We start from the raw sequence: 1174 nt of genomic DNA on the forward strand, positions 1-1174 counted from the left end.
CTTGTGTCGCTAATGATAACGCGAAGTCCAGATTCGTTTGGAATGATAAAAAAAAAGCGAGACGTGGTGGCATCAAATTTGTATGAAGAGCAAGCATCAGTGCATGCGTCAGCTTTTCGTTGTTGCTTTTAGGTGCGCTGCGACATCCTTTTACGGATACACAACAAAAACTTAGGAGAACACGAATGTTGAAATTCTCTTCAATAATGGCTGCTGGTTTAGCAGTGGGGTTATCTTTCGGTGCTACAGCAGGTACATTGGAAGACGTTAAAAAGCGCGGTACGTTGTCTTGTGGCGTGAGTACCGGCCTTGCAGGCTTTTCTCAAAAAGATGAGAAAGGTGAGTGGAGCGGTCTTGATGTAGACGTATGTAAGGCCGTTGCTGCAGCTGTCCTAGGCGATGCAAGCAAAGTTCAATATAAGCCTTTGACTGCAAAAGAACGTTTCACTGCGCTTCAGTCTGGTGAAATTGATCTCCTTTCTCGTAACACAACTTGGACACATACTCGTGATACTTCGCTTGGTTTAAACTTCGCGGGTGTTAACTACTATGATGGCCAAGGCTTCATGGTTTCCAAAAAGCTGGGTGTTAAAAGTGCTTTAGAGCTTGATGGCGCTGCAGCATGTATTCAAGCTGGTACAACGACAGAGTTGAACCTTGCTGACTACTTCCGTGCGAACGGTATGAAATATACCGCGGTTACCTTTGATACATCTGATCAAACTCGTGCAGGTTTCGAAAGCGGCCGTTGTGACGTTCTAACTTCTGACCAATCTCAACTTTATGCAATTCGTATTGGTTTGAAAGATCCGGATTCTGCAATGGTACTTCCTGAAGTAATTTCAAAAGAGCCATTAGGCCCAGTTGTTCGTCAAGGTGACGACGAGTGGTTCAACATTGCTAAATGGTCTTTGGTGGCAATGATTGAAGCAGAGTTTTTGGGTGTAGATTCATCCAACGCTGCTGACTTAAAAGAGAACGGTAAGCCTTCACAAAAGCGTCTTCTGGGTACAGAAGGTGATGCGGGTGAAAAGCTTGGCCTAAGCGCTGACTGGGCATACAACATTGTTTCTCAAGTTGGCAACTACGGCGAATCTTTCGAGCGTAATGTTGGTATGGGTTCTCCATTGAAGATTGCTCGTGGTATCAACGAGCAGTGGAACAAGGGCGGTTT

General features: G+C 45.1%; 1 protein-coding gene. It reads left to right on the forward strand.

What is annotated here, in order from left to right; translation table 11 throughout:
• Nucleotides 1-185 precede the first annotated feature (185 nt).
• On the forward strand, nt 186-1174 hold a 989-nt coding region (locus A3751_RS08965), incomplete at its 3' end, for an amino acid ABC transporter substrate-binding protein (protein ID WP_068454627.1).

The sequence above is a fragment of the Oleiphilus sp. HI0080 genome (assembly GCF_001635135.1).